At 70.3% G+C, this 25,468-nt stretch carries 21 protein-coding genes, 1 tRNA gene and 1 pseudogene; 3 read left to right on the forward strand and 20 right to left on the reverse strand.

From position 1 onward, the window contains the following. Window positions 1-379 precede the first annotated feature (379 nt). Window positions 380-3,052, reverse strand: a complete 2,673-nt coding sequence (polA, locus tag ACIOSR_RS01005) for a DNA polymerase I (protein ID WP_402751634.1) — start codon at window positions 3,050-3,052, stop codon at window positions 380-382. 186 nt (window positions 3,053-3,238) lie between these two features. Here polA and ACIOSR_RS01010 point away from each other — a divergent pair, with 186 nt between their 5' ends. Beyond that, window positions 3,239-3,592 carry a PaaI family thioesterase gene (locus ACIOSR_RS01010; protein WP_233568385.1) on the forward strand — a complete coding sequence of 118 codons (354 nt, stop codon included), beginning with the start codon at window positions 3,239-3,241 and terminating at the stop codon, window positions 3,590-3,592. A 58-nt stretch (window positions 3,593-3,650) separates the two neighbouring features. On the opposite strand, the gene ACIOSR_RS01015 is transcribed toward ACIOSR_RS01010, so the two are convergent. Then, window positions 3,651-4,256 (reverse strand): ANTAR domain-containing response regulator, encoded by a 606-nt coding sequence (locus ACIOSR_RS01015; RefSeq protein ID WP_043592796.1) that lies wholly within the window; start codon window positions 4,254-4,256, stop codon window positions 3,651-3,653. A 39-nt stretch (window positions 4,257-4,295) separates the two neighbouring features. On the opposite strand from ACIOSR_RS01015, the gene ACIOSR_RS01020 reads away from it, so the two are divergent. Together ACIOSR_RS01020 and ACIOSR_RS01025 are read left to right on the forward strand one after the other, a co-directional pair. Further along, window positions 4,296-4,381 (forward strand) — tRNA-Leu (locus ACIOSR_RS01020). A 292-nt stretch (window positions 4,382-4,673) separates the two neighbouring features. After that, window positions 4,674-4,877 (forward strand): cold-shock protein, encoded by a 204-nt coding sequence (locus ACIOSR_RS01025; protein ID WP_043592793.1) that lies wholly within the window; start codon window positions 4,674-4,676, stop codon window positions 4,875-4,877. 123 nt (window positions 4,878-5,000) lie between these two features. Here the strand turns inward: ACIOSR_RS01025 and ACIOSR_RS01030 are convergent, their stop codons facing one another. The 18 genes and pseudogenes from ACIOSR_RS01030 to ACIOSR_RS01115 form a co-directional block, all read right to left on the reverse strand. Beyond that, complete coding sequence (locus ACIOSR_RS01030; RefSeq protein ID WP_123570083.1) at window positions 5,001-5,627, reverse strand: hypothetical protein; 627 nt, start codon at window positions 5,625-5,627, stop codon at window positions 5,001-5,003. 85 nt (window positions 5,628-5,712) lie between these two features. Further along, window positions 5,713-7,161 (reverse strand): pyruvate kinase, encoded by a 1,449-nt coding sequence (gene pyk, locus ACIOSR_RS01035; protein ID WP_402751635.1) that lies wholly within the window; start codon window positions 7,159-7,161, stop codon window positions 5,713-5,715. Window positions 7,162-7,239: 78 nt separating this feature from the next. Beyond that, complete coding sequence (locus tag ACIOSR_RS01040) at window positions 7,240-8,697, reverse strand: glutamate synthase subunit beta (RefSeq protein WP_056045271.1); 1,458 nt, start codon at window positions 8,695-8,697, stop codon at window positions 7,240-7,242. Continuing rightward, entirely contained in the window at window positions 8,690-13,267 is a 4,578-nt protein-coding gene (gltB, locus tag ACIOSR_RS01045; protein WP_402751636.1) for a glutamate synthase large subunit, read from the reverse strand. Before gltB ends, ACIOSR_RS01040 begins: the two co-directional genes overlap by 8 nt. 288 nt (window positions 13,268-13,555) lie before the next feature. Continuing rightward, window positions 13,556-14,557 carry a prolipoprotein diacylglyceryl transferase gene (gene lgt / locus ACIOSR_RS01050; protein WP_402751637.1) on the reverse strand — a complete coding sequence of 334 codons (1,002 nt, stop codon included), beginning with the start codon at window positions 14,555-14,557 and terminating at the stop codon, window positions 13,556-13,558. An 86-nt stretch (window positions 14,558-14,643) separates the two neighbouring features. Continuing rightward, on the reverse strand, window positions 14,644-15,459 hold the full coding sequence (gene trpA, locus ACIOSR_RS01055) for a tryptophan synthase subunit alpha (protein WP_056045280.1): 816 nt from the start codon (window positions 15,457-15,459) through the stop codon (window positions 14,644-14,646). Further along, window positions 15,456-16,664, reverse strand: a complete 1,209-nt coding sequence (gene trpB / locus ACIOSR_RS01060; protein WP_056045283.1) for a tryptophan synthase subunit beta — start codon at window positions 16,662-16,664, stop codon at window positions 15,456-15,458. Before trpB ends, trpA begins: the two co-directional genes overlap by 4 nt. Before the next feature lie 2 nt (window positions 16,665-16,666). Next, window positions 16,667-17,440 carry an indole-3-glycerol phosphate synthase TrpC gene (gene trpC / locus ACIOSR_RS01065; protein WP_123570085.1) on the reverse strand — a complete coding sequence of 258 codons (774 nt, stop codon included), beginning with the start codon at window positions 17,438-17,440 and terminating at the stop codon, window positions 16,667-16,669. Then, a pseudogene (locus tag ACIOSR_RS01070) lies at window positions 17,441-17,656 on the reverse strand (DUF6704 family protein); the annotation flags it as partial. 144 nt (window positions 17,657-17,800) lie between these two features. Beyond that, window positions 17,801-18,445: a Trp biosynthesis-associated membrane protein gene (locus ACIOSR_RS01075; RefSeq protein WP_402751638.1), complete on the reverse strand. Its 645-nt coding sequence runs from the start codon at window positions 18,443-18,445 to the stop codon at window positions 17,801-17,803. Further along, on the reverse strand, window positions 18,445-19,977 hold the full coding sequence (locus ACIOSR_RS01080; protein ID WP_402751639.1) for an anthranilate synthase component I: 1,533 nt from the start codon (window positions 19,975-19,977) through the stop codon (window positions 18,445-18,447). The genes ACIOSR_RS01075 and ACIOSR_RS01080 overlap by 1 nt, the downstream gene beginning before the upstream one ends. Beyond that, entirely contained in the window at window positions 19,970-20,386 is a 417-nt protein-coding gene (hisI, locus tag ACIOSR_RS01085) for a phosphoribosyl-AMP cyclohydrolase (protein ID WP_123570087.1), read from the reverse strand. Before hisI ends, ACIOSR_RS01080 begins: the two co-directional genes overlap by 8 nt. 81 nt (window positions 20,387-20,467) lie before the next feature. Next, window positions 20,468-21,274: an imidazole glycerol phosphate synthase subunit HisF gene (gene hisF / locus ACIOSR_RS01090; protein ID WP_192123637.1), complete on the reverse strand. Its 807-nt coding sequence runs from the start codon at window positions 21,272-21,274 to the stop codon at window positions 20,468-20,470. A 2-nt stretch (window positions 21,275-21,276) separates the two neighbouring features. Continuing rightward, on the reverse strand, window positions 21,277-22,116 hold the full coding sequence (gene hisG / locus ACIOSR_RS01095) for an ATP phosphoribosyltransferase (protein ID WP_056045298.1): 840 nt from the start codon (window positions 22,114-22,116) through the stop codon (window positions 21,277-21,279). Window positions 22,117-22,180: 64 nt separating this feature from the next. Next, window positions 22,181-22,444: a phosphoribosyl-ATP diphosphatase gene (locus ACIOSR_RS01100; protein ID WP_043592769.1), complete on the reverse strand. Its 264-nt coding sequence runs from the start codon at window positions 22,442-22,444 to the stop codon at window positions 22,181-22,183. Next, window positions 22,441-23,106 carry a ribulose-phosphate 3-epimerase gene (rpe, locus tag ACIOSR_RS01105; RefSeq protein WP_173150869.1) on the reverse strand — a complete coding sequence of 222 codons (666 nt, stop codon included), beginning with the start codon at window positions 23,104-23,106 and terminating at the stop codon, window positions 22,441-22,443. Before rpe ends, ACIOSR_RS01100 begins: the two co-directional genes overlap by 4 nt. A 9-nt stretch (window positions 23,107-23,115) precedes the next feature. Then, complete coding sequence (locus ACIOSR_RS01110; RefSeq protein WP_402751640.1) at window positions 23,116-24,486, reverse strand: RsmB/NOP family class I SAM-dependent RNA methyltransferase; 1,371 nt, start codon at window positions 24,484-24,486, stop codon at window positions 23,116-23,118. After that, complete coding sequence (locus tag ACIOSR_RS01115; protein ID WP_402751641.1) at window positions 24,483-25,463, reverse strand: methionyl-tRNA formyltransferase; 981 nt, start codon at window positions 25,461-25,463, stop codon at window positions 24,483-24,485. The genes ACIOSR_RS01110 and ACIOSR_RS01115 overlap by 4 nt, the downstream gene beginning before the upstream one ends. Between the last annotated feature and the right edge of the window lie 5 nt (window positions 25,464-25,468).

Genomic DNA, 25,468 nt, shown 5'->3' on the forward strand with positions numbered 1-25,468 from the left:
GGCCGCCTCGGGGGCTGACCGGTGGTGCGGAAGTGCGGAAGGAGTTCAACTGTTGTTGATCTGCGCTTATATAAGTCCGTTTGTGTGGCCCGGTCAAGTCTGTACCGCGTGTCGTGTCCGTTTGTGCCCGAGTGGGGGGACGATTGGCTGCCCGATGGGCAACCGATGCCCGATGAACGGGCAGCACGTGCCCGAGCGGGGCCGCTCGGGCCGGGTCGTAGGACCCCGGGGACGGGAGGCGCGCGCAGAAGGGCAGGACGGACCGTCTCGGCGACGTGCTACGTGCGACGTGCGACGTGCGACGTGCGACGTGCTACGTGCGATGTCGCCGAGACGGACCTCAGGGCCCGCGGCCGTTCGGCGCCGCGGCGCCCGGGGCTCAGTGGGCCGCTGCGTCCCAGCTCTCGCCGAGGCCGACGCTGACGTCGAGCGGCACGCGCAGGTCGGCCGCCCCGCTCATGCGCCGACGCACGATCTCGCGTACGTCGTCGACCTCGCCCGGTGCGACCTCGACGATGAGTTCGTCGTGCACCTGCAGCAGCACGCGCGACCCCATCTCTCGCTCGTCGAGTTCGGATCGGACACCGAGCATCGCGATCTTCATGATGTCGGCAGCCGAGCCCTGGATCGGCGCGTTCAGGGCAGCCCGCTCGGCGTTCTCGCGCAGGACGCGGTTCGGGGACTTGAGGTCGGCGAAGGGGCGGCGCCGACCGTAGATGGTCTCGGTGTAGCCGTCTTCGCGCGCCTGCTCGACGACGTTGCGGAGGTACTCGCGTACGGCACCGAACCGGGCGAAGTAGTCGGTCATGAGCTGGCGTGCCTCGGCGGTCTCGATGCGCAGCTGCTTCGACAGGCCGAAGGCGCTGAGCCCGTAGGCGAGGCCGTAGGACATGGCTTTGACCTTCGTGCGCATGGCCGGGCTGACGTCGGCGGGTTCGACCCCGAAGATGCGGGCACCGACGAACCGGTGCAGGTCTTCGCCCTCGTTGAACGCCTGGATCAGCCCCTCGTCGCCCGAGAGGTGCGCCATGATGCGCATCTCGATCTGCGAGTAGTCGGCCGTGAGGAGCGTCTCGTAATCGGGCCCGTGCACGAACGCGGCCCGGATCTCGCGACCGACGGCGGCCTTGACCGGGATGTTCTGGAGGTTGGGGTCGACGGACGAGATGCGCCCGGTCGTCGTGCCCGTCTGGTCGTACGTCGTGTGGATGCGCGCGTCGTCGGCGATCGACTTCTCGAGGGTCTCGATGATCTGGCGCAGCTTCGTCGCGTCGCGGTGCTTCAGGAGCAGGTCGAGGAAGGGGTGCGGGTGCTTCTCCTGCAGATCGGCCAGGGAGGCGGCGTCGGTCGAGAAGCCCGTCTTGGTCGCTCGGGTCTTGGGCATCTGGAGTTGCTCGAACAGCACCTCTTGCAGCTGCTTGGGTGAGCCGAGGTTGACCTCGCGTCCGATCTCGGCGAACGCCGCCGTGGCCAGCTCGCCGGCCTGCTCACCCAGACGGAGCGAGAGCGCCTTGAGCGTGTCGCGGTCGGCGGCGACACCGGTGAGTTCCATGTCTCCGAGCACCGGCACCAGCGGCAGCTCGATCTCGGTGAGCACCCGACGGGAGCCCTCGTCGAGGGCGGCAACCAACGACTCGGACAATCGGAGGACGTACCAGGCCTCGGAGGCCACGTTGACGTCGTCGTCCGCCGACACGAGCTGGTTGGGATCGCCGACGGGCAGCGTCTCTCCGAGCTGCTCGTAGACGAGGTCGGACAGGGCGAACGAGGTGCGGCCCGGGCGCAGCAGCCAGGCGGCGATCCGCGGGTCGCCGGCGATGCCCGTCAGCGTGAGGCCGGCCCGCGACAGCGCCTTGTAGGCGCGCTTCGCGTCGTGGACCACCTTGGGCGTGGCGTCGTCGAGCCAGGCTTCGAGGGCCACGTAGTCGCCGCGACCCGCGGCCCAGGGCACGTACGCCGACTCGTCGAGGGACGAGATGCCGAGCCCGACGATGTCGTCCGCGCCGTACTCGACCGTGAGGCCGACGGGCTTCTCGGGGTCGGACGCGTGCTTCTTCAGCCAGAAGGCCAGTTCTTCGTCGATGAGGGTCCGGACGACGGGGAGGCCTTCGGGGGCCGCCGTCACCGCTGTCTCACCCGCGTTCGCGGCGGAGGGCTCGGTCGATCCCGACAGGGCCAGGACGCGCTCGAGCAGGGTGCGGAACTGCAGTTTGTCGAAGAGCTCTCGGACGGCCGCCTCGTCGATCGCCCGGCGCTCGAGGTCACCCGGCCCCACCGGGAGCTCGACGTCGGTCACCAGCCGGTTGAGCCGGCGGTTGCGGATGGCGTTCTCTTTCTGCTCGCGGAGCTTCTGCCCGACGACGCCCTTGATCTCGTCCGCACGAGCGATGATCTCGTCGAGACCCCCGTAGAGGTTGATCCACTTGACGGCGGTCTTCTCCCCCACCTTGTCGATGCCGATGAGGTTGTCGCTCGTCTCGCCGACGAGAGCGGCGACCTCGGGGTACTGGTGGGGTTCGATGCCGTATCGCTCGAAGACCTTGTCGCGGTCGTACCGGGTGAGTTCGCTCACGCCGCGGGCCGAGGGATAGAGGAGGGTGACGTCGTCGTTGACCATCTGGATGGCGTCGCGATCGCCGGAGACCACCAGGACCCGGTACCCGTCGTCACGACCGCGGCTCGCCAGGGTCGCGAGGATGTCGTCGGCCTCGAAGTCCTCTTTGGTGATCGTGGTGATGCCCATGGCGTGCAACGCCTCTTGGAGAAGCGGTATCTGGCCCACGAACTCGGGCGGGGTCTCGGACCGCGTGCCCTTGTACTCGGGGTACTCGCGGGTGCGGAAGGAGAAGCGAGAGATGTCGAAGGCGACGGCCAGGTGCGTCGGTTTCTCGGCCTTGAGCAGGCTGAGCAACATCGAGATGAAGCCGTGGATGGCGTTGGTGTGCTGACCTTCGCGGTTCACGAAACTGTCGACCGGGAGGGCGTAGAAGGCCCGGAACGCCAGGGAATGGCCGTCGATGACCAGGAGGGTAGGCTTCGTGTCGTCCGTCACCACGTCAGCCTAGCGGGCACCCCCGACACCGTCGCCGGGCGCCCCGGTCCGATCCACCGGAGAACCATGAGCACTCCGTCCGCCGTCCCGAACGACGCCGAGAGGACCGTCGCGTCGGACGCGTCCCTGAGCGACGCCGCCGTCGAGTTGTTCCGACGACGGGGTGTCGGTGCCCTGGCCGAGAAGATGGGCATCGTGATCGACGAGATGAGCGCCGAGCGTGCCGTGGGTCGGATGCCCGTCGACGGCAACACCCAACCCGTCGGCATCCTTCACGGCGGCGCGCACGTCGTCCTGGCCGAGACCCTCGGTTCGGTGGCGGCGAACGTGCACGCGGGAGCGGGACGCGTCGCGATGGGCATCGAACTGAACGCGAGCCACAGCCGGTCGGCGGCGACCGGGTGGGTGACGGGCACCTGCACGGCCATCCATCTCGGTTCCACGCTCACGACGCACCAGGTCGTCATGACCGACGATCGCGGTCGGCTGTTGTCGACGGTCCGCATCACGAACTTCCTCACGGACGCCCGCGACCGGTGAGCCGACGAGAGAAGGCCCGCCCCGATCGTCGGGGCGGGCCTTCTCTCGTCGCGGACGACTACTTCTTGGCGCTCAACTGTTCGATGATCGCCTGGGCCACGTCGTGCATCGTCAGGCGGCGGTCCATGGACGCCTTCTGGATCCATCGGAAGGCCTCGGGTTCGGTGAGCCCCATCTTCTCGTTGAGGAGCCCCTTCGCCCGGTCGACGAGCTTGCGGGTCTCGAAGCGCTCGACCAGGTCGGCGACCTCGGCCTCGAGGGTGATGATCTGTGCGTACCGCGAGAGGGCGATCTCGATCGCGGGCAGCAGGTCGTTGGGGGTGAAGGGTTTCACGACGTAGGCAAGGGCGCCTGCCTCGCTCGCCCGCTCGACGAGCTCCTTCTGGCTGAACGCGGTCAGGAGGACGACCGGCGCGATGTGCGCCTTCGAGAGCCGCTCGGCGGCGGAGATGCCGTCCAGCTGGGGCATCTTGACGTCCATGATGACGAGGTCGGGGCGCAACTCGGTGGCGAGGGCGACGGCGGTCTCGCCGTCCCCGGCCTCTCCCACCACCTCGAAACCGTTGTCGCGGAGGATCTCGACGATGTCGAGGCGGATGAGGGACTCATCTTCGGCCACGACGACGCGACGGGGTGCTGCTGGGGTTGCTTCCTGGTCACTCACGACGTGAAGCCTACGGTATTGTCGACCTGGTTGTTGTGCGCCGGATTGGCGGAATGGCAGACGCGGAGCACTCAAAATGCTCTGTCCGTGAGGGCGTGTGGGTTCGAGTCCCACATCCGGCACCAGCCCCGGCGCGAAGCCGACCGACGAGATGTGGCTCTCCTTGCCTCGTCAGGTCATCGGGCCGACACACCGACACGAGTTCTGCTCAGAGGGTGTGTTCGTGGGCATCCGTGCACTACGCTGATGGAACTGGTTGTTGTGTTACGCATTTGTATCTCGCGACGTGCCGAAGGCCTCCTCTCACCGAGAGGGGTTCCGACGGTGGCGTCGTTCTCAGAGGGAGCGGACAAAAAGGCACCGCGACGAGCGATCTCGAAATCGAGATCGACAACTCTGATTGAAGGAACAAGAAAAATGGCAACAGGCACCGTTAAGTGGTTCAACTCCGAAAAGGGCTTCGGCTTCATCACCCCCGACGACGGAACCACTGACGTCTTCGCGCACTTCTCCGCGATCGCCGGCGACGGCTACCGCAACCTGGAAGAGAACCAGAAGGTCGAGTTCGACACGGCTCAGGGCAACAAGGGCCTCCAGGCCGAGAACATCCGCGTCATCTGACTCGGTGGCGTCCTCGTGACGCCGTCAGTCGGCGGGCTCGCCCGCCACTGAACCGAAAGCCCCGATCCGCTCCGGCGGGTCGGGGCTTTCTCCGTTCCCGCCTGGGTGGGAGGGCCGACCATCTCACGGCAGGGGAAAGCCGAGGAGGCGCGCCACCGGCTCGTAGTCCCGGCTCGCAGTCCGGTAGGCGCTCTCCCATTCGGCGATCCGTGCTCCGGCCTCCCTCGGGTCGGTGAACCGGTCGTCCTCGCCGCCACCGGCGACGAGGGCTTCCCGCGCCTCGCGGTATCGGCTGGTCAAGGTCGCCCAGAGGACCAGTTCGTCCCCGGTGGAGTCCTCGGGCGCCGCCCGGGCGACGTCCCACGGCACCTCGACGGCAGGCAGAGGTCCTTCCGGTGGACTCGGCGCCGCGGTCCCACGAGCTTGGTCACCCGCCCCCTCCTGGAAGATCGTCCGGGTGCCGATCGCCAGCACGGCCCCGACCGCGGCGCCGAGGACGAAGATCAGCGAGAGGGCCCAGAGGCCGTCGACCCGCCACACGGTCGCCGCCACTCCCCCGAGGAACGAGCCGCCCACGAGGGCACCGAGAGCTGCCCACCGGCCCACCCCCGCGCCTCCTCGGCTGGTCTCTCGGATCTCGGGGCCGAGGCTGCGACGAGTCTCGACCACACCGTGACCGCTCCAGGACGGCACCACGTACAAGCGGGCCTCGAACTCGAAGCACGAGGGATGACGGGCGTCCACGGACATGCCGTGAGCGTACGCCCCGCCGACACGACGAAGCCGGGGCGATCCGAGGGGATCGCCCCGGCTTCGCCAGGGGTGTCGCGGTGCGTCAGGGCTGCGACGCGTAGGCCGGAGCGGCCTCCCCGTGGGCGTCACCCACGCGGTGCACCCGGAGATCGTTCGTCGAGCCCGCGATCCCGGGAGGGGACCCGGCGATCACGATGACCTTGTCGCCCGATTCGGCGAGGTCGTTGCCGAGCAGGATGTCGTCCACCTGCGCGAACATGGCGTCGGTGTGCGTGACGGTCTCGACCAGGTAGGACTGGACGCCCCAGCTGATCGCCATGCGGCGTCGGATCGCCTCGTTGGGTGTGAAGGCCAGGATGGGGATCGAGTGACGCAGGCGCGACATGCGACGCACCGAGTCACCCGATTCGGTGAAGACGCAGAGGAACTTCGCCTGGACGAAGTCGGCGACGTCGGCCGCTGCCAGGGTGATGGCGCCGCCCTGCGTGCGCGGACGCGTGCCGAGCGGAGGGATGCGCTCGAGCCCGTGCTCTTCGGTGGAGGCCACGATGCGCGCCATGGTCTGCACCGTGATGACCGGGTACTCGCCGACGCTCGTCTCGCCCGAGAGCATGACCGCGTCGGTGCCGTCGAGGACGGCGTTGGCGACGTCCGAGGTCTCGGCGCGGGTCGGGATCGGGCTCGAGATCATGGACTCGAGCATCTGGGTGGCGACGATGACCGGCTTCGCCATGCGACGCGAGAGCTCGACCGCGTGCTTCTGCACGATGGGCACGGCCTCGAGGGGCAACTCGACGCCCAGGTCGCCACGGGCGACCATGATGCCGTCGAACGCGTCGATGATGGCCTCGAGGTTGTCGACGGCCTGGGGCTTCTCGATCTTCGCGTAGACGGGGACCTTGCGGCCCTCTTCGGCCATGATCTCGTGCACGCGCACGACGTCGTCCGCGTCGCGCACGAACGACAGGGCGATCAGGTCGGCGCCGAGTCGGAGACCCCAGCGGAGGTCGGCCTCGTCCTTCTCGGAGAGGGCGGGCACGTTGACCGCCACGCCGGGGAGGTTGATGCCCTTGTTGTTCGACACCGTGCCGGCGACGACGACCTCGGTCGTGACGACGGTGCCGTCGGTCTCGAGGACGCGGAGCTTGACGCGGCCGTCGTCGATCAGGAGCGGGTCTCCCGCCGTGACGTCGTCGGGGAGGCCCTTGAACGTCGTGCCGCAGATCTCCTTGGAACCCAGGATGTCGTCCGTGGTGATCTTGAACACGTCGCCGACCTCGAGGTCGTGCGGACCGTCGGCGAACTTGCCGAGGCGGATCTTGGGGCCCTGCAGGTCGACGAGGACCGCGACGGCGCGGCCCGAGTCGGCCGACGCCTGGCGGACGTTCGCATAGACGCCTTCGTGGACGTCGTAGCTGCCGTGGCTGAGGTTCATGCGGGCGACGTCGACGCCGGCGTCGATGATCGCCCGGATGTCGTCGTAGCTCGACGTCGCCGGCCCGAGGGTGGCGACGATCTTTGCGCGTCTCATGTGTTCCGTTCGTGTGGGGGGAAAGGGGGTGGGACGACTACAGCCCGACTCCCACCCTATTCCCGTCGGATGGCCGGATCAGACCGAGATGGACCGATCGGTGGGCTTCACCGGGAAGGGCAGCACGGTCTGGCCCTCGAGGTAGGCGTCGACGGCGGAGGCCGTGGCGCGGCCCTCGGCGATCGCCCAGACGATGAGCGACTGCCCGCGCCCGGCGTCACCGGTCACGAAGACGCCTGGTTCGCCCGTCTCGTAGGTGGCACCGCGCTCGAGGGAGCCGCCACCGTCGAAGGTGAGCCGCAGCTGCTCCTCGATGGTGTCGCGCTCGGGTCCGGTGAAGCCGAGTGCGAGCAGGACGAGGTCGGCGGGGACCTCGCGCTCGGTGCCCGCCTTGGGGACCCGTCGACCGTCGACGTACTCGGTCTCGGCGACGCGGATGGCCCGCACCTCGCCGACCTCGTTGGTCAGGAACTCGACCGTCGACGCGAGGTAGACCCGCTCGCCGCCTTCTTCGTGGGCACTCGACACCTCGAACAGCGTGGGGAACATCGGCCACGGCTGTGCCTCGGGGCGTTCTTCCGGGGGCTGCTGGCCGATCGCGAGGTTGGTCACCGAGAGGGCACCCTGCCGGTGGGCGGTACCGATGCAGTCCGCACCGGTGTCGCCGCCGCCCAGCACGACGACGTGCTTGCCCTCGGCCGTGATCTGGTCGGCCACCGTGTCGCCCGCTCCGGCCCTGTTCTGCTGCACGAGGTAGTCCATGGCGAAGTGGATGCCGGACAGGTCGCGTCCCGGGATCGGCAGATCGCGGGGAACCGTCGCGCCCGTCGCGACGACCACGGCGTCGTAGCGGGCCCGGAGGTCGTCCCAGGCGATGTCCCGACCGATCTCGACCCGGGCGCGGAAACGCGTGCCCTCGGCCTGCATCTGGGCGATGCGCTGCTCGATCTGCTTCTTCTCCATCTTGAAGTCGGGGATGCCGTAACGCAGCAGGCCACCGATGCGGTCCTCGCGCTCGTAGACGGCGACCGTGTGGCCGGCACGCGTGAGCTGCTGGGCGGCGGCCAGCCCGGCGGGGCCGGAACCGACGACGGCGACCGTCTTGCCCGTCAGGCGCTCGGGCGGGTGCGGGGTGACCCATCCGGCGGCGAACGCCTGGTCGATGATCGAGACCTCGACCTGCTTGATCGTCACCGGGGGCTGGTTGATGCCCAGGACGCAGGAGGACTCGCACGGCGCGGGGCAGAGACGACCGGTGAACTCCGGGAAGTTGTTGGTCGCGTGCAGGCGCTCGACGGCCTGACGGCCCTCGCCACGCCACATGAGGTCGTTCCACTCGGGGATCAGGTTGCCGAGCGGGCAGCCCTGGTGGCAGAACGGGACGCCGCAGTCCATGCAACGGCCCGCCTGACGTCGGAGCTCGCCGCTCTCCTGCTGCTCGTAGACCTCTTTCCAGTCCATGAGCCGGACCGACACGGGTCGGCGCTTGGGCAGCTCGCGGGTCTGCGTCTTCAGGAAGCCTTTGGGATCAGCCACCGGTCACCTCCAGGATTCTCTTCCATGCTTCGTCGCCATCGGGGTCGAGACCCTCGTCGACGGCCGTCTGCCGGGTGGCGAGGACGGCGGCGTAGTCGCGCGGCAGCACCTTCACGAACTCGGCCACCGTGGCGTCGAGGTCGTCGAGCATGTGCTCGGCCACGGGCGACCCGGTCTCGGCCAGGTGCCGGCGCAACAGGTCGGTCAGGATCTCGACGTCGGCGCTGCCGAGGGGGTGGAGTTCGAGTTCACCCGACGCGAGCGCCTCGGCGTTGACCCGTTCGGGCTTGAGCCGGTGCACGTAGGCCGTCCCTCCGGACATGCCTGCTCCGAGGTTGCGGCCCGTGTCGCCGAGGATGACGGCGAGACCGCCCGTCATGTACTCGAGCGCGTGGTCGCCCACGCCCTCGGCGACCGCGCTGGCCCCCGAGTTGCGGACCAGGAAGCGCTCCCCCACGATGCCCCGCAGGAACATGCTGCCCTGGGTCGCGCCGTAGCCGATGACGTTGCCGGCGATGACGTTCTCCTCGGCGGCGAACGCGCTGCCGCGGGGCGGACGCACCACGACGTTGCCGCCGGAGAGGCCCTTGCCCACGTAGTCGTTGCTGTCGCCCTCGAGGCGCAGGGTGATGCCGGCGGGCAGGAACGCACCGAGCGACTGACCGGCCGAACCACTGAGGTTGATCTCGATGCTGCCGTCGGGCAGGCCTTGCTCACCGTGTCGCAGGGTGACCTCGTGCCCGAGCATGGTGCCGACCGCGCGCTCGGTGTTGCGGATCGGGAGCGTGATCTCGACGTGCCCACCGTTCTCGAGCACGTCGGCACTGCGCTCGATCAGCTGCACGTCGAAGTGCTCGTCGAGGCCGTGGTCCTGCGAGGTGCGGTTGCGTCGGGGCTCGTCGTCGGAGAACGTCGGACCCACCAGCACCGGGGCGAGGTCGAGACCCGAGGCCTTCCAGTGGTCGACGGCGCGGTCGACGTCGAGGACGTCCGTCCGGCCGATGGCCTCGTCGAGACTGCGGAAGCCCAGCGCGGCGAGGTACTCGCGCACCTCCTGTGCCAGGAACTCGAAGAAGTTGACGACGAACTCCGGCTTGCCGGAGAAGCGGGCACGGAGCTCGGGGTTCTGGGTCGCCACACCGACCGGGCAGGTGTCGAGGTGGCAGACCCTCATCATGATGCAGCCCTCGACGATCAACGGCGCCGTGGCGAAGCCGAACTCCTCGCCGCCGAGCAGGGCGGCGATGAGGACGTCGCGGCCGGTCTTCATCTGACCGTCGACCTGGACGACGACACGCTCGCGCATCCCGTTCATCATGAGGGTCTGCTGGGTCTCGGCGAGGCCGATCTCCCAGGGCGTGCCCGCGTGCTTGAGCGAGTTCAGCGGGCTCGCGCCGGTGCCCCCGTCGTGGCCGGACACGAGCACGACGTCGGCCAGGGCCTTCGTGACCCCTGCCGCGACCGCGCCGATGCCGGACTGGCTCACGAGCTTGACGTGGACGCGGGCCTTGGGGTTGGCGCGCTTGACGTCGAAGATCAGCTGCTTGAGGTCCTCGATCGAGTAGATGTCGTGGTGCGGCGGCGGCGAGATGAGACCGACGCCGGCCGTCGCGTGACGCGTTCGTGCCACCCAGGGGTAGACCTTCGTCGGCGGGAGCTGACCGCCCTCGCCCGGCTTGGCGCCCTGGGCCATCTTGAGCTGGATGTCGGTGGCGTGCGTCAGGTACATGCTGGTGACCCCGAAGCGCCCGGAGGCCACCTGTTTCACGGCGCTGCGGCGCTCGGGGTCGAGGAGGCGGTCGACGTCCTCTCCCCCCTCGCCGGTGTTGGATTTGCCGCCGAGGCGGTTCATCGCGATGGCGAGGGTCTCGTGCGCCTCCTGCGAGATCGAGCCGTAGCTCATCGCCCCCGTCGAGAACCGCTTCACGATCGACTCGATGGGCTCGACCTCGTCGAGCGGGACGGCCGGGCGGACGCCGTGCTTGAGCCGGAACAGCCCGCGCAGCGTCATCAGCTGCTCGGCCTGGTCGTCGACGAGCTTGGTGTACTCGCGGAAGATGTCGTAGCGGCGGGTGCGCGTGGCGTGCTGCAGCCGGAACACGGTGTCGGGGTTGAAGAGGTGACGGGGGCCCTCGCGGCGCCACTGGTACTCGCCGCCGGTGGCCAGCCGCTCGTGCGCGATGACGGAGCCGTCGCTGGGGTAGGCGCTCGTGTGTCGCTGCTTGTTCTCGGCCGCGATGACGTCGATCCCCACGCCTCCGAGCATCGACGAGGTACCGGTGAAGTACGTGTCGACGAACTCCTGGCTGAGGCCCACGGCCTCGAACGCCTGCGCCGCGGCGTAGCTCGACACCGTCGAGATGCCCATCTTCGACATGATCTTGAGCACGCCCTTGCCGAGAGCCTTGATCAGGTTGTGCACGGCGTCCTCGGGGCTCAGCCCGGTGATCATCCCGGCCCTCACGAGGTTCTCGCAGGTCTCCATCGCGAGGTACGGGTTGACCGCGGACGCGCCGTAGCCGATCAGCGTGGCCACGTGGTGCACCTCGCGCACGTCACCGGCCTCGACGATCAGGCCGACCTTCATGCGGTTCTCGGTGCGGATCAGGTGGTGGTGCACCGCGGCGATCATGAGCAGCGACGGCACCGGGGCGAAGTCGGCGTTCGAGTCGCGGTCGGAGAGGACGATGAACTCCGCACCGGCCTCGATCGCGTCGTCCACCTCGTTGCACATGGCGGCGATGCGCTTCTCGAGTGCCCGCGGGCCCTTGTCGGCGCGGTACAGCCCGCGGATGGTCGACGTCTTGCGGGAGCCGGGGCTCGGGTCGATGTGCTGGATCTTGGCGAGCTCGTCGTTGTCGATGACGGGGAAGTCCAGGATCACCTGGCGGGCGTGCTCGGGGGTCGCGGCGAGCAGGTTGCGCTCGGGACCGAGACCCAGCTTGAGCGACGTGACCACCGACTCGCGGATGGAGTCGAGCGGCGGGTTCGTGACCTGGGCGAACTGCTGCGTGAAGTAGTCGAACAGGAGGCGCGGGCGCTCGGACAGGACGGCGATCGGCGTGTCGCTTCCCATGGCGCCCAGGGGCTCCGCCCCGGTCTTCGCCATGGGCGTGAGCAGGATGCGGACCTCCTCTTCGGTGTACCCGAAGGTGCGCTGACGGCGGGTGACCGACGCCGGGGTGTGCACGATGTGCTCGCGCTCGGGCAGCTCCGAGAGGTGGATGCGCCCCTCGGCGAGCCACTCGCCGTAGGGCGCGGCCGTGGCGAGGTCGCGTTTGATCTCGTCGTCCTCGATGATGCGGCCGGCCTCGGTGTCGACCAGGAACATCTTGCCGGGGCGGAGCCGTCCCTTGCGGACCACCTTGGCGGGGTCGACGTCGATGACGCCGATCTCGCTCGCGAGGACCACGAGGCCGTCGTCGGTGACGAGGTAGCGGCCCGGTCGCAGGCCGTTGCGGTCGAGGGTGGCGCCGACGTGCGTGCCGTCGGTGAACGTGATGGCCGCGGGGCCGTCCCACGCCTCCATGAGCATCGAGTGGTACTCGTAGAAGTCGCGCAGGGTGGGGTCGATGTCGACCTGGTTCTCCCACGCCTCGGGGACCATCATCATGACCGCGTGCGGCAGGGACCTGCCGGTCAGGCTGAGCAACTCGACGACCTCGTCGAACGACGCCGAGTCGCTCGCCCCGGGGCTGACGATGGGGAGGATGGGCTTCAGGTCGCCGATGAGCTCGTTCTCGAGCTGGGACTGCCGGGCGCGCATCCAGTTGCGGTTGCCCCGGACCGTGTTGATCTCGCCGTTGTGGGCGATCATGCGGAACGGCTGTGCCAACGGCCACGACGGGAACGTGTTCGTCGAGTAGCGCGAGTGCACGATCGCGAGTTTCGAGGCGAAGCGCTCGTCGCTCAGGTCGGGGTAGAACGGCTCGAGCTGAAGTGTGGTGACCATGCCCTTGTAGACCATGGTCCGGCTGCCCAGAGAAGTGAAGTAGGCCGAGAGCTTGCGCTCGGCACGCTTGCGCAGCCGGAACGCCTGGCGGTCGAGCGCGACGCCGGCGAGTGGGACGCCGTCGGCGTCGTGGTGCCTGCTGGCGACGAAGAGCTGCTCGAAGGCGGGCATCGCGTTGCGCGCCAACGTGCCGAGTTCTTCGGGGCGCACGGGGACCTCGCGCCAGCCGAGGACGTCGAGGTGCTCGAGGTCGGCGATGCGCTCGATGCCCGTCTTCAGCTCGGAGCGCTCCTGCTCGTCGAGGGGCAGGTAGGCGATGCCCACCGCGTACTGACCGGCCGGCGGCAGGTCGAAGTCGACCTCGTGGCGCAGGAACTCGTCGGGCACCTGGCAGAGGATGCCCGCACCGTCCCCGGTACCGGCGTCGGAACCCACGGCACCTCGGTGCTCGAGGTTCCGGAGGGCCCGCAGGGCGGTGTCGACGATGTCGTGACCGGGGGTTCCACGGAGGGTCGCCACCATGGCGAGGCCACAGGCGTCCTTCTCGTTGCGCGGGTCGTAGAGGCCGCTGGCCTCGGGGACCGTGCTGAACTGCTGGTGTGCTGGCGTGAGAGCCATGGAATCCGTCCTCACGAAGAGATCCGACAGGGGGCGGGACGACGTCGGCCCGAGGTGCCTGACGGGGCCGGCTTCTGTGGGCGGCCCCGACTCGGCGGGAGAGGTCGGCTCGTGGCGACCGTGGGCGTGCACGCCGGCGGGAGGGGCCGACTGCGCTCGATCTTACGAGGCGCGGGTGCGTGCACGGGACCGTGTCGCGGGCGGATCGTTCGCACCGGGATGGGGTGGAGGGGATCGGGCGCCACGACGGTGGGGCGCCGGGCCCGCGGTCGTCGTGGAGTGGACGACCTAGGGACGCGGTGAGCGATCGGTGTTGTCGTCCGATGCGCCGACGGTGACCAACTCGGGTTCGTCGTTCTCCGTGTACGTGCCGTCGGAGTCTACAGCAGCCGCCCGCTCGCTCGGCGCACGGCCGGGCACGTAGGGGCCGGGGACCGTGCCGGTGTGGCGGCGGGAGGCGAGGACGAAGAGGACGATCCCGAGGACGATGGCGAAGAAGCTCATCCAGACGTTGGTGCGGATGCCGAAGAAGAGAAGGCTGGGATCGGTGCGGATCGACTCGAACCAGGCCCGTCCGATGCCGTACCAGACCAGGTAGAAGGCCAACGACCGACCCCACTGCATGGGGGCCTTCTTCTCGAGGAGCAAGAGGATCGCGACGCCGGCGAGCATCCAGACGATCTCGTAGAGGAAGGTCGGGTGGAAGAGCGTGCCCTCGGGCAGGCCGGTGGGGTAGGCGGCGTTCGTGGACTCGATCTCGAGGCCCCAGGGCAGGTCGGTCGGCATGCCGAAGAGCTCGTGGTTGAACCAGTTGCCGAGGCGTCCGAAGGCCTGCGCGACGAGCAGGCCGGGGGCGAGGGCGTCGGCGAAGACCGTGAACCGGAGACCGGTGAAGCGGCAACCGAGCCAGACGCCGACGGCACCCAACAGCAGGGCGCCGTAGATGGCGAGGCCGCCCTCCCACACGAAGAGGACGTGGATGTACTGGTCGGGCGAGGAGAAGTAGTCCGCCGGGTGGGTGATGACGTGGAACAGGCGTCCCCCCGCGATGCCGAACACCACGGCCCAGATGGCCACGTCGATGACGATGCCCTTCTCCGCCCCCTGCCGGTTCAGACGGTGGTTCGTGATGACCACCGCTGCGACGATGCCGACGAGGATGCAGATCGCGTAGGCGTGGATCCGCAGCGAGCCGGGCAACGACGCCCCGAAGGTCGAGTTCAACCAGGCGGTGACGTCGAAGTACTGCCAGGCGGCCGACGGGCTCGGGATGCTCAAGGGAACGAACACGGGCGTGGTGCCTTTCGGAGGGGGTGCGGAGCGTCGGTCACCCGACGGGTGACGACTCTAGCGCGAGGGCGTCGGACCCGAGGGGGTCAGGAGGCGGAGGGGGCCGCGCCGGACGACAGGTCGGCGGAGACCTCGGCGAGGCGTTCGACCCCGCCGTCGGCGAGGGCACGGACGAAGGCCGAACCGATGATGGCACCGTCGGCGTAGTCGAGCACCTCGCGGACCTGCTGGGCCGTGGAGATGCCGAGACCGACGCAGGCGTTCTCGACGCCCACCTCGCGGAGTCGGGCGACGAGGGTGCTCGCCGCCGCGTCGACGTCGGTTCGGGCTCCTGTGATGCCCATCGTCGAGACGGTGTAGACGAAGCCGCGACTACTGGCCACGGCCTGCCGGAGGCGCGAGTCGCTGGACGACGGAGCGGCCAGGAACACCCGGTCGAGGTCGGCGGCCTCGGCCGCGGACATCCACGCGTCGGCCTCGTCGGGGATGAGGTCGGGGGTGATGAGCCCGGCACCGCCCGCGGCCGCGAGGTCGTCGGCGAACCGCTGGACGCCGTACTGCTCGACCGGGTTCCAGTAGGTCATCGGGATGACGGGAGCGTCGACCCTGGAGGTGATCTCACGGATCGCCGTGAAGACGTCGCGCACGCGGAACCCCTCGGCCAGGGACCGCTGTGTGGCTGCCTGGATGACCGGGCCGTCCATCACGGGATCGGAGTACGGGATGCCGAGTTCGATGACGTCGATGCCGTTCTCGGCCATCGCCACCGCGGCCTCGATGCTCGTGTCGAGATCAGGGAACCCGACCGGCAGGTATCCGACGACGGCGCCGCTCCCGGCGTCTCGCCGGGCCCGGATCGCGTCGCCGACCTTGCTCGTCCCGGCGGGGACTGCGGCGGTCACAGCTGCTGTGCCTTCTCGTCGAGGACGCCGAAGTACCGGCTCGCGGTCGAGACGTCCTTGTCGCCACGGCCGCTGAGCGAGACCAGGATCGTCCAGTCGGGGTGCTCCAGACCGAGCTTGATCGTGCCCGCCAGGGCGTGTGCCGACTCGATCGCGGGCATGATGCCCTCGGTCTGCGAGAGCAGTCGGAAGGCCTGCATCGCCTCGTCGTCGGTGATCGGCTGGTACTCGGCCCGGCCCGACTCGGACAACCAGGCGTGCTCCGGGCCGACGCTCGGGTAGTCGAGGCCCGCGGAGATGGAGTGGCTCTCGAGCGTCTGACCGTCTTCGTCCTGCATGAGGTACGACTTGGTGCCCTGGAGGTTGCCGATGCGGCCGAGGGTGATCGACGCCGCGTGACGGCCCGTCTCGACGCCGTCCCCGCCGGCCTCGAAGCCGAACAACCGCACCGAGGGGTCGTCGAGGAACGCGTGGAAGATGCCCATGGCGTTCGAGCCGCCGCCGACGCAGGCCGTCACGGCGTCGGGCAGTGCTCCGGTCAGGTCGAGGACCTGCTGGCGGGCCTCTTCGCCGATGATCTTGTGGAAGTCGCGCACCATGGCCGGGAACGGGTGCGGACCGGCGACCGTGCCCAGCACGTAGTGCGTGGTGTCGACGCTGGAGACCCAGTCGCGCATGGCGTCGTTGATGGCGTCCTTGAGGGTGCGGGAGCCCGTCGTGACCGAGACGACCTCGGCTCCGAGCAGGCGCATCCGCGCGACGTTGAGCGCCTGGCGCTCGGTGTCGACCTGCCCCATGTACACGACGCACTCCATGCCGAAGAGGGCGGCGGCGGTGGCCGTCGCGACGCCGTGCTGACCGGCTCCGGTCTCGGCGATCAGACGGGTCTTGCCGAGCTTCCGGGCCAGCAGCGCCTGTCCGAGCACGTTGTTGATCTTGTGGGACCCCGTGTGGTTGAGGTCTTCACGCTTGAGGATGATGCGGGCACCACCGGCGTGCTGGGCGAACCTCGGAACCTCGGTGATGATCGACGGCCGGCCCGTGTAGGTGGCGTGGAGAGCCGTCAGCTCGGCGGCGAACTCGGGGTCGACGGCCGCGGCCTTGTAGGCCGCGTCGAGCTCGTCGAGGGCGGCCACCAGGGACTCGGGGACGAAGCGACCCCCGAACGAACCGAAATACGGACCTGTCTCGTCGCGCAGTGCCATGGTCAGACCTCCAGGAAGCGGGTGATGGCGTCGGCGGGGTCGCCGTGGGTCACGAGGGCTTCGCCCACGAGCACGACGTCGGCACCGGAGCGACGGTAGTGGGCGACGTCGTCGGGCGACGAGACCGCCGACTCGGCGACGCGGGTGACGCCCGTCGGGATCGAGTGCGACAGGCGACCGAAGAGGTCCCTGTCGAGTTCGAAGGTCGTGAGGTCGCGGGCGTTGACGCCGAGGACGGTGGCACCGGCGTCGAGGCCGCGCGACACCTCGTCGGCGGAGTGCGCCTCGATGAGTGCGGTCATGCCCAGTTGCCTCACGAGGTCGTGCAATTCGAGGAGGCGAGGCTGTTCGAGCCCGGCGACGATCAGCAGCACGAGATCGGCACCGGCCGCCCGGGCCTCGAACACCTGGTACGGGTCGGCGATGAAGTCCTTGCGGAGGACGGGCACGTCGACTGCGGTGCGGACGGCCTCGAGGTCGGCGAGGGAGCCCTTGAACTTCCGGCCCTCGGTGAGGACGCTGATCGCGCTCGCTCCCCCGGCCGCGTAGGAGCGGGCCAGAGACGCCGGGTCGGCGATGGTCGAGAGGTGGCCCCGTGACGGGCTGGCGCGCTTCACCTCGGCGATGACCTTGACACGGTCGCCGGGGGCGAGGGCGGTGCGGGCGTCGAGTGCGGGCTCACGAGAGAGCGCCGCTGCCTCGACGGCGGCGAACGGGAGGGACTCGCGGCGTGCTGCGGCGTCGGCCACGGCACCCGCGTAGAGGTCGTCGAGCACCTAGTTGTGGGCCTTCGGCACGTAGCGGTGACCACCGACGCCGTAACCGGCCTTCTTGAGCACGAGACCGACGATCAGTCCGACGACGACCAGGCCGGCCGACGCCCAGACGATCCACGGGACGTCGAGGAAGAAGGCCAGCGTGCCGATGGCGAAGCCGACCAGCATGATGACGACGGCGGTCCAGGCGGCGGGCGAGTTGCCGTGCCCGAGGTCGTCGGCCGTCTCGGTGTCGCGGCCCTTCGAGCCGGAGTCGACCTTCGCGGGGGCGTTCGCGAGGGGCGCGTCGCCACCGGACGGGGTGCTCGTCGTGTTCGTGCTCACAGTGCTCCTTGGATCAGGTCGGTACGAGGGCTGAGTCTACCGGGTACGACCCGGCTCGGTGGGGCCCGACCCGCCCTCGTCGAGGTGCGCCGGGTCGTCGGTGGGATCGTCGCCACCCGACAGCGCGTCCCAGGCGGCAGCCGGATCGGCCGAGGGATCCGCGGCGACCAGTCGCGTGGCGGAGTACTTGCGGGTGGCCCGGGGCCAGGCGCCCGCGAGGAGCACGGTGGCGACTCCGAGGAGCGCGGCGAGGACGCCGGCCACGAGCCCGAGCCAGGGCCAGGCCGTGGGCTCGACCGAGGAGACGATGGCCCGGATCGAGTCGGTGCCGTCGACGCCCGTGGCGGTCGTCACGGCGCTCCCCGAGGCGCGCACGGGGTCGGCCAGGGCGGTCGACGTCGTGACGACCACGCTGACGCCCAGTGCCACCTGGAGCACCCCCAGGACGACGCGGAAGACGCGGCCGGCGATCGTGAGCGCCCCGAAGAGCGCCAGGCTGGCCAGCGACAGGGCGGACAACGGCGCACCGGCGACGTCGCCGGCGACGTCGAGCGGGAGGTCTCCGCCCTGGGGGGAGGCGACGACGACGTGGAACCAGTCCTGCGTCCAGGACAGCAGGGCGAGTCCCGCGAGCAGGATGCCCCCGAGGATCGTCGTGAGCTTCAGGCGACGAGCGGGCATCAGCGGAGCCGTGCCATGGCGTTCGCGACCGCGACGGCACGCAAGGGGGCCGCGGCCTTGTTGCGCGCCTCCTGGTTCTCGGCGACCGGGTCGCTGTCGGCGACGAGACCGGCACCCGCCTGCACGCGGGCCACGCCGTCCTGCAACAGGACGGTGCGGATCGCGATCGCGACGTCGGCCGAGCCGGCGAAGTCGAAGTACCCGACCACTCCCCCGTAGACGCCCCGCTGGGCGGGCTCGAGTTCGTCGATGATCTCGAGGGCCCGGGGCTTGGGAGCACCCGACAACGTGCCGGCCGGGAAGGTGGCACGGAACGCGTCGATGGCGTCCTTGCCGGGAGCGAGGTCGCCCTCGACGCTCGAGACGAGGTGCATGATGTGGCTGAACCGTTCGACCTGCATGAACTCGGTGACCTCGACGGTTCCCGGCGTGCACACCTTGAGCAGGTCGTTGCGGGCCAGGTCGACGAGCATGAGGTGCTCGGCGCGTTCTTTCTCGTCCGAGGCGAGTTCGTCGGCGAAGCGCTGGTCCTCGTCGGGCGAGGCTCCACGCGGCTTCGACCCGGCGATGGGATGCGTGTAGGCCCGCCGCCCGTCGACCTTGACCAGCGCCTCGGGCGACGAGCCCACGATGGTGTAGGGCCGACCTTGCACGTCGTCGAGGGTCACCAGGTACATGTACGGGCTCGGGTTGAGCGTCCGCAGCACCCGGTAGACGTCGAGCGGCTCGGCCGTGACCTCGTGGTCGAAGCGCTGGGAGACGACGACCTGGAAGACGTCGCCGTCGTGGATGAACTGCTTCGACCGCCGGATCGCGTGCGCGTACTCGTCGTCGGTCGAACGCCGGGTCGGCGTGGCCTCGATCGTCAGGTCGACGTCGGACAGGAACGCCTCGCTCGGGGCCGCGAGTCGGGATTGGAGGTCGTCGAGTCGGGACTGCGCGTCGGCCCACAGGACGTCGGGCTCGTGGGTTCCGTCGTTCAACGCGGTGGCGACGAGCAGGACGGCACCCGTGCGGTGGTCGAGGGCCACGAGCTCGGACACGAAGCTGAGCGCCTGGGAGGGCACCGTGAACTCGGCCGGCGGCGCGTCGGGAAGGTGTTCGAGCTCGCGCACGGCCTCCCAGCCGATGAACCCGACGAGGCCACCGGTGAGGGGCGGCATGCCGTCGATGCGCGGGGTCGCCCACCGGTGGTGCAGGGCGGAGAGCACCTCGAGGGGACGGCCGACGGCATCGCCCAGCGCCCGATCGCGGTCGATGCCGTAGTCGATCCAGCGGGCCTCATCGTCGTCGGTCGTGAGCACGCCGAACGACGAGACGCCGACGAAGGACCACCGGGACCAGATCCCTCCCTGGGCCGCCGACTCGAGGAGGAAGCTGCCGGGCCTGCCGTCGGCGAGCTTGCGGTACACCCCCACGGGCGTCTCGCCGTCGGCGAACAGGTCGCGGACGACCGGGACGACCCGATGCCCGGCCAGCCGCTCGTCGAACTGGGCCCGGGTCGTCGAGGTGCGGATCGGGGCGTCAGCCACGGAGGCCTCCGGTGGGGTCGGTGTCGCCGGACGGCAGGGACGAGGAGGCGGTGGCCGGCTCGAGCGGGTCGACCTCGAAACAGGAGTGCGAGCCCGTGTGGCAGGCGGCGCCGATCTGTTCGACCGTGACGAGCAGCACGTCGTCGTCGCAGTCGAGGGCGGCGGCGCGGACGAACTGCGCGTGGCCCGACGTGTCGCCCTTCCGCCAGTACTCCTCTCGAGAGCGGGACCAGAAGGTGACGCGCCCCTCCGTGAGGGTGCGGCGGAGCGCCTCGGCGTCCATCCACCCCATCATGAGCACGTCTTTCGTGCCCTCTTGTTGGATGATGGCGGGCAGCAGGCCCGACGCGTCGAACCGGGCACGGGCGACGACGGGCTCGACCGTCTCACGCGTCAGCTGGTCGGTCATGGTGTGCTCCTCGATGCGATGCGATGCGATGCGGTGCGATGTCGGCTGGTCGGCTGCGGCCCGGTGCGGTGACGGCCCGCCTCAGCGGACGACGGCCCCCGACCGGGCCAGCTCGTCCTTGACCTGGCCGATCGTGAGTTCGCCGTTGTGGAAGACCGACGCCGCGAGCACGGCGTCGGCACCCGCCTCGATGGCCGGGGCGAAGTGCTCGAGCCGACCCGCCCCTCCGGACGCGACGACCGGCACCCGGCTGAGCTCGCGCATGGCGCGGACGAGTTCGAGGTCGAAGCCCTGCTTGGTGCCGTCGGCGTCGATCGAGTTGACGAGCAGCTCGCCCGCCCCGCGTTCGATGGCCTCGCGCGCCCAGGCGAGCGCGTCGAGGGTCGTCTCGGTGCGACCGCCGTGGGTCGTGACGACGAAGCCGGAGGGGGTGCCGCTCGAACGCTTGACGTCGAGCGAGAGGACGACCGCCTGGGCTCCGAACCGGTCGGCGATCTCGCCGATCAGGTCGGGCCGCGCGATGGCGGCGCTGTTCACGCCGATCTTGTCGGCCCCCGCCGCCTGCAGCCGGGCGACGTCGTCGGTGGTGCGCACGCCGCCCCCGACCGTCAGCGGGATGAAGACCTGCTCGGCCGTCGCCCGGACGACGTCGTAGGTCGTCGACCGCTCGTCGACCGTGGCGGTGACGTCGAGGAAGGTGATCTCGTCGGCACCCTGCTCGTAGTACGTGCGGGCCAGCTCGACCGGATCGCCCGCGTCGCGCAGGTCGAGGAAGTTGACGCCCTTCACCACGCGGCCGGCGGCCACGTCGAGGCAAGGGATGACCCGGACGGCGAGGGAGGCGTCGGCGGCGACCGCGCCGGGGACGACCGCGTCGTCGGCGGTCACGGCTACAGCCTCGCGGCGTGGATCGGGCTGACCAGGATCGCCCGGGCGCCGAGGTCGTAGAGGGCGTCCATGACCTGGTTGGTGTCGGACCGCGGGACCATCACGCGGACGGCGGCCCAGTCGCGGTCGTGCAGCGGGGAGACGGTGGGCGACTCCATGCCGCCGGCGACGGCGGTGGCGGCGTCCAGCTTGTCGACCGGGACGTCGTAGTCCATGAGGACGTACTGCCGGGCCACGAGGACGCCCTGCAGGCGACGGTGGAGGACCGCCAGACCGTCCACGTCGGCGTCGGACGAGATGAGGACGGCCGTCGATTCGAGGATGACCGGCCCGAAGATCTCGAGCCCGGCCGCCCGCAGGGTCGCACCGGTCGACACGACGTCGGCCACGGCGTCGGCGACGCCCAGCTGCACGGCGCTCTCGACCGCTCCGTCGAGCGGCACGAGGGTCGCGGTCACGCCGTGGCTCTCGAGGAACGAGCCGACGAGGCCGGCGTAGCTCGTCGCGACCCGGGTGCCCTGCAGCTGACGGAGGTCGGCGAAACGGCCAGGAGGGCCCGCGAAACGGAAGGTCGAGCCGCCGAAGTCGAGGGGAGCGACCTCGTGTGCGGGCGAGTGCGAGTCGAGCAGCAGGTCGCGACCCGTGATGCCCACGTCGAGGGCGCCCGACCCCACGTAGGTCGCGATGTCGCGCGGTCGGAGGTAGAAGAACTCGACGCCGTTGCGCGGGTCCTCGACGTGGAGGGTCTTGGGGTCTCGGCGACCGGTGTAGCCGGCCTCGGCGAGCATGGCGGAAGCGGTCTCGCTGAGCGATCCCTTGTTGGGCACTGCGACGCGGAGCATGGGGTTCTCTGTCTGCTGGGGTGCCGCGCGAGCGGCGTGACGAACGGGGGTGACGGAGGCCGACTCAGAGATGTCGGTAGACGTCGGCCGGGGTGATGCCCTTGGCGATCATCATGACCTGCAGGTGGTAGAGCAGCTGGGAGATCTCTTCGGCGGTCGCGACGTCGCCCTCGTACTCGGCGGCCATCCAGACCTCGGCGGCCTCTTCGACGATCTTCTTGCCGATCTGGTGCACTCCGGCGTCGAGTTCGGCCACGGTGCCCGACCCCTCGGGCCGGTCGCGGGCCTTGTCGCTGAGCTCGAGGTACAGGTCGTCGAAGGATTTCACGACGTCAAGGCTACCGTCGCGGCGGCCGTCCGGAGTGCAGCGATGTTGTCGACGGGCGACCCGCCGTAGACGGCGGACCCGGCGACCACCGTGTCGGCACCGTTCTCGACGGCCGTGACGATGGTCTCGGTCGTGATGCCGCCGTCGACCTCGAGCCACACGTCGAGCCCGGAGGCGCGCACGGCCTCACGGGCACGGGCCAGCTTGGCCATCGTCTCCGGCATGAAGGACTGCCCGCCGAAGCCCGGCTCGACCGTCATGACGAGGATCATGTCGTACGCGTCGAGGGCCTGGAGGTAGGGCTCGAGGTCGGTGCCCGGCTTCACGGCGACGGAGGCACGGGAGCCGTTGCTGCGGATGGCCTGCGCCGTCGAGACGGGATCGGACGCCGCCTCGGCGGAGAAGGTCACCGAGAAGGCGCCCGTCTCGGCGTAGCGGGGTGCCCAGCGGTCGGCGTCGTCGATCATCAGGTGCAGGTCGAGCGGTACGGGGCTGACCTCGCCGAGACGCTGCACGACGGGGAGGCCGAGGGTGAGGTTGGGCACGAAGTGGCCGTCCATCACGTCGACGTGCACGAGGTCGGCGGTCGAGATGCGCTCGAGGTCGCGCTCGAGGTTCGCGAAGTCGGCCGAGAGGATGCTGGGGCTGATGCGGATCGACACGGGACGAGCCTACCGTCCGGCACGTTTCTCGATCAGGGCGACGAACATGGCGTCGGTGCCGTGACGGTGCGGCCAGAGCTGGACGAACGGTGCCGACGCCAGGTCGACGGCGCGGCCGGCGATGCGCTCGACGCCGGCCGTCGCGTCGAGCAGGACGAGATCGTCGTCGCGGCCTCGGAGGCCCGCCTCGACGACTCCGCGCGTCTCGGCCGTGTGCGGGGAGCAGGTCACGTAGGCCAGGACTCCCCCGGGCGCCAGCGCGTCCAGGGCGCTGGCGAACAGGCGCGACTGGAGGGCCGTGAGCTGACCGACGTCGGCCGGCTGCTTGCGCCACCGGGCCTCGGGTCGCCGCCGCAGGGCCCCGAGGCCGGTGCAGGGCGCGTCGAGCAGGATGCGGTCGAAACCTCCGGGCCGTTCCGCCCCGAAACGGGTGGCGTCACCCTCGAGGACCTCGACGTCGCCCGGGACGGCCTCGAGCGCCTGTCGGACGAGCCCCGCCCGTGCCGGGACGAGCTCGTTGGCGACGAGGTGGGCACCCGCCCGAGCAGCCTCGGCACCGAGCAGGGCGGCCTTGCCGCCGGGTCCGGCGCACATGTCGAGCCACCGTTCTCCGGGTGTGGCGGGGCGGTGTCGACTGAGGAGGAGCGCGGCGAGCTGCGACCCTTCGTCCTGCACGCGGGCACGCCCCTCGCGGACGGCCGTCTGCTGGGCCGGATCGCCCCCACCACTCGTCGCCGCCAGTGGCGACAGGCGCCCGCTCGGGGCGCCGAGCTCGGACACCTCGGCGAGCCCCGGCAGGGCGACGAGGCTGACCTTCGGGGCGTCGTTGTCGGCCGACAGCAGATCGACGAGCTCGCCCTCCCGCCCCTCGGCGGCCAGCGAACGACGGAACGCCCGCACCACCCAGGCGGGGTGCGACCACTCCGTGGCCAGACGGTCGTCGTCCCCGGTCGTGTCGGCCAGGACCCGCTCGCGCCACTCGTCGGGCGTCGACCGCGAGATGGTGCGCAGGACGCCGTTGACGAATCCGGTCCCCGATCGGCTGCCCACCTGACGCGCGAGCTCGACGCTCTCGTCGACGGCCGCGTGGACGGCCACGCGCGTCGAGAGGAGCTGGTGCGTGCCGAGGCGGAGGACGTCCAGGAGTGCCGGGTCGATCGCGTCGGTGCCCCGACGGGCGGCCAGCGCGATGACGCGGTCGTAGTAGCCCCGGAGGCGCAGGGTGCCGTAGGTCAGTTCGGTCGCGAGCCCTGCGTCCTGGGCCCCCAGACGGGCCCGGACGATGCGCTGCGGCAGCAGGAGGTTGGCGTAGGCGTCGTCCTGCTCGACGGCCCGGAGGACGTCGAGGGCGACCTGGCGGGCGGGTTGGACTCGGCTCATGAGGTGCTCTTCGGGTCGGTGTCGGTGTCGGTGTCGATGTTGGCCGGGACGGGCAGGGTCACGCGACGGTCGACGCCGCCGGGCAGCCCCCGCCACCAGTCGGCCGCCGACATCTCTTTCTTGCCCGCCGGTTGCACCCGGACCAGCTCGACGGGCGAGGAGGCGGTGCCCAGCAGCACACGGCGGCCCCGGGACTCGAGGCGACCGGCCTCGAGAGGTGCCTCGTCGGTCGACGTCGTCCGCGCCTCCGTGATCTTGAGGCCCGAGCCGTCGAGGTCGACGCGGGCGCCGGGCTCCGGCGTGACGCCTCGGAAGCGGGCGATCACCTCGGTCGCCGGTCGCGAGGCGTCGAGGACGCCGTCGACGAGGGTCAGCTTGGGGGCGAGCGTGACCGCACCGGTCTGGGGCGTCGCCGTGGCCGTGCCGTCGGCGAGGCGGTCGACGACGTCGACCAGCAGGCCGGCACCGGAACGCGCGAGCTCGGCGAGGAGCTGGCCTGCGGTCTCGGTGCCGTCGAGGACGCGCTCGAGGGTGCCGTAGACGTCCCCCGCGTCGAGCTCGGGGACGAGCTGGAACACCGCGGCGCCCGACACGACGTCGCCCGCCATGAGCGACCGCTGGACGGGGGCGGCGCCGCGCCAGGCGGGGAGGAGGGAGAAGTGCAGGTTGACCCAGCCGAGCCGGGGGGCGCCGAGGAGGGGCTCGCGGAGCAGGGCTCCGTAGGCCACGACGACGCCGAGGTCGGGATCGAGCCCCGTGAGCTCGGCCGTGACCTCAGGCGTGATGCGGCGGGCCTTGACGACGCGGAGACCGAGGCGGTCGGCCTCGACGGCGACGGGGGTGGGGGTCAGGACGCGTCTGCGTCCCTGCGGGGTGTCGTCGCGGGTCAGCACGGCGACGATCTCGTGAGGACCGTCGGCGAGGGCGGTGAGCGAGGGCACGGCAGCGGCGGGGCTGCCGGCGAAGACGAGGCGCATGGGGT

This window comes from Frigoribacterium sp. NPDC087798, from assembly GCF_044742985.1.
Taxonomy (GTDB): domain Bacteria; phylum Actinomycetota; class Actinomycetes; order Actinomycetales; family Microbacteriaceae; genus Frigoribacterium.